Here is a 3612-nt window from a genome sequence, read left to right as displayed (position 1 = left end):
ATAGAATCCAGCCCGGCCATCCTTCTAGCACCGGCACACTCTGAGTGAACCACTCAAATCCGCTACCGAATAAGTTAGCTCCTGCTTGTAACAATGGTTCGGTCCCAATTCCAAAAATTAAAAGTAGCGCTATCATCGCCATTGAAATGTACTTATGATATTTTTTTGAAAACAGTGCGTAAGTTATATGCCCCCCGTCAAGCTGCCCCGAAGGAATTAGATTAAGCGCCGTGACAAATAACCCTACCCAACCAGCAAAGGCAACAGGGTGAAGATATAAATCATATCCTTCTGGAATTGGCCCAAAGAAAACGTCAGAGAAAAGCCCCATTATAATTGGTGTGCCGAGAACAAGCCCACCTTCGGATGTAAGATGCTCTTCTATTTGTACTGTTGTTGATAGTTTAATTCCTATAATCAAGACCGGTATGGAAGCAACTATTCCTGCAAGCGGTCCTGCTATTCCAATATCGAATAATGCCCTTTTTGTAGATATAGGCGATTTAATTTTTATAAAGGCTCCAAAAGTTCCTATTGGTGAAATTATCGGCGGCGCTGGAATAAAATAAGGAGGAGTTATATCAACTCCATACTTCTTGCCGTAATAATAATGACCCATCTCATGAGAGCCTAAAATAAATAAAAGTGCGACCGAGAAGGAAACGGCGCTCAGCATCGTGCCGCCAAAAGATAGGCCCGTTACAAAAGTGGTAATTACAGTTAGTACAAAAAGTATTATCTGAATTCTATTAACTTTCATCGGTAGGCTGTAAAAAATACCTTAATCAGTTTAAAAGGAAAGATGCATCTATTATTCAATCTCAATAAGTGCAGGGTCTATAGATTCCAGAGTCTCAATCATAAATCTTTCAATGTCCGTTTTTTTCCTGGTGTTTAATATTTTGTGTCTAACCGTATTTAGTAAATCCTTATCTATTCTATTGCATAGATATCTTATCGTAGGAACATTTGCAGGAGAGACGCTGAGTTGGTTATAACCAAGAGACATTAAAGACATTGCCCCTGAAGGTGTTCCTGCAAGCTCACCGCATACTGAGACGTCCATGCCCAAGTATTGTGATTTTAGGTGTACATCATTAAGCAGCCTGAGCACAGCAGGATGAAAGGCTGAATATAAATGGCCTACCATGTTTGAGTTACGGTCCACTGCTAGTACATACTGGATTAAATCATTTGTTCCGATCGAGAGAAAATCAATTAAATCATTGTACTCATCTAGTTGATATAACATAGCCGGCACTTCCATCATGACGCCTAAATCGGGCAGATCTTCAGATGAAATGCCTATCTCTTTGGCTAAATCCTCGATAATATCTTTCGCGGTTTCAACTTCCCAAAGGTTTGTGATCATTGGAAGCATAATCTTAAATTTATATCCCTTTTTAGTTGCAAGCAGAATAGCTTTAATCTGATCCTTGAATAGATCAAGGTATTCCATTGAAAATCTTATTGCTCTAAGTCCTAAAAGAGGATTTTCCTCTTTAGGAAAATCAAAGTAAGGCAAAAGTTTATCTGCCCCGATATCTAATGTTCTGACAGTGATATATCCGTCAAAGTTTTTGGCTAAGTTTTTATATATCCTAAGCTGCTCACGTACCTTAGGCCATTTTTCATACTGAGTAAAAGCAAACTCGGTCCTAAATAGTCCCACGTTATTAATATCGTAAGTCTTTGCGGTTTCAATATCGGTTGGAAAACCAATATTTGCGTTGAGCTTTACACCTAGAGCTTTCTCACCTCTAACCTCTGTTCCTTCTCGGTCAATTACCTCGCGCACTTTGATAATGCTTGAGTAGGTGTTCTTGTATTCAGAAATTAATGTTTCATCAGGGTTTGAAAAAATAAACCCGGTCTTTCCGTCAACAATTAACTTTTCTCCAGGTCTTATCAGGTTACATATATTATCAATTCCGACTACCGCAGGTATTCCAAGGGATTTTGCTATAATAACTGCATGAGATGTTTCTCCGCCCTTTTCTATCACAACTGCTGAAACAGCATTTTTAAAAAGCATTGAAATAAATGAAGGACCAATATCATTTGCTATTAGAATTGAGTTTTCTTCAGGCTCTGCTGAGTACTGATGTCCATTTTTAACTTTTAGAAGGTCATGGAGTATTCTCTCGCCGATGTCTCTAAAGTCCTGGGCTTTCTCTCTTAAATACCTATCGTTTAGATTTTCAAACTGACGGGCAATCTCTTCTATAGCCTCTACCACTGCCAGCTCTGCGGTAATGTTCTTTTTTTTGATCTTATCAAACATGGCATTACGAAGAGTTTTGCCTTGAATCATTAACAAGTGAGCTCTGAAGATCTCAATTTCAGCTTTTGAAAGTATTTTTTCCGAATCAAGGGTCTTAATAAGTTTTTCAAGATCCGCCTCTACATCTAAAAGCGCCTGCTCTACCCTTTTCTTTTCCACTTTAGGGTCTGACTTATCAGAGTCATCAGCCCTTATTTGCTGAAACAGTCCTCTGAACAAAAACACATTCCCAATAGCTATACCGTTTGAAACTCCTTTTCCTTGGTAAGTTCTCGTTTCATGCTTAACAATTGAAGGCGTTTTTAATCTCTCAAGTCTGTCAGCTACTTCTAGGAGTCCTGCTAAACGTGATGCAATGATTTCAAATAGCATCTCCTCAGCAGGATTAACAGGTCTCTCATCTTTAGTCTGTCCTACAAGCACACCGATGCATCTGTTTTGGAGCAAAATCGGAACGCCAATATAGCTCTCATACTCTTCCTCTCCAATTTCAGGGAAATATTTATAGCGAGGATGTTTTGATGCCGGCATTACAGTAAGCGGTCTTGAGGTCTGAAATACTAAACCGGTCAATCCTTCTTGTGGCTTAAGAGTAATAGGGTCCTTAAGAGGGTTTACTGATAACCCCTTAGTGGATCTTAAATATAGTTGATCTTGTTCTTCATCCCACACATATACAGATACGACATCAAAATGAAGAGAGCTTGCAACTTTATTGACAACCCTCTTTAGGATTGTATTAAGTCCCGTTGATTTATTTACTAAATCGCTTATTTCCTGGACGATTTTCAGGTGAAAATCCGCCCTGTCAATTAAATTGCCAGTGCTCATAGATGAATCAAGACCCCGAACATTAAGATTGAAGAATAACTGTTATTAAATCAAGTCCATAAAGTTCGTAATTAATACCGCGACTAAATAATACTACCGTATATTCACAGATAGTGACACTGGCTTGGATTTTGTAAATCTATACAAAATGAGTTGAGATGGTAAGATTTGGTATATTTTTGAGCCAAAAAGCTTGATTTCTATAATTATAGACTAAATTTAATATAAACAGGATATTTAAAATGACCCAAGAAGAGAATGATATTCATAATCAAATTAGAGTTGCTGTAATAGGTTCTGGTCCAGCGGGTTTTTATGCTGCAGAGCATTTATTTAAGCAACAGGACCATAATTTTTCCATCGATATGTTTGATAAACTCCCTACCCCTCATGGGCTAGTGCGCTCCGGCGTTGCTCCGGATCATCAGAAAATTAAATCAGTTACAAGAGTTTATGACAAAATCGCTACGAATGAGAATTTTAGATTTTTTGGTCTT

The 3612-nt window shown here is 38.2% G+C and carries 3 protein-coding genes; 1 reads left to right on the top strand and 2 read right to left on the bottom strand.

Annotation, left to right across the window (positions count from 1 at the left end):
* Together AAF462_10935 and ptsP are read right to left on the bottom strand one after the other, a co-directional pair.
* The coding region (locus AAF462_10935; GenBank protein MEM7009636.1) for a site-2 protease family protein at positions 1–760 on the bottom strand (760 nt) is incomplete at its 3' end.
* 51 nt (positions 761–811) lie between these two features.
* Entirely contained in the window at positions 812–3115 is a 2304-nt protein-coding gene (gene ptsP / locus AAF462_10930) for a phosphoenolpyruvate--protein phosphotransferase (protein ID MEM7009635.1), read from the bottom strand.
* Positions 3116–3357: 242 nt separating this feature from the next.
* Here ptsP and AAF462_10925 point away from each other — a divergent pair.
* The coding region (locus AAF462_10925; protein ID MEM7009634.1) for an NAD(P)-binding protein at positions 3358–3612 on the top strand (255 nt) is incomplete at its 3' end.

The organism is Thermodesulfobacteriota bacterium, assembly GCA_039028315.1.
Taxonomy (GTDB): domain Bacteria; phylum Desulfobacterota_D; class UBA1144; order Nemesobacterales; family UBA2774; genus CR02bin9.
This window is presented reverse-complemented; position numbering and strand designations above follow the sequence as displayed.

Coding starts and splice junctions, on each gene's coding strand:
- ptsP (MEM7009635.1), bottom strand. CDS start 3,115: ATGAGCACTGGCAATTTAATTGACAGGGCGGATTTTCACCTGAAAATC.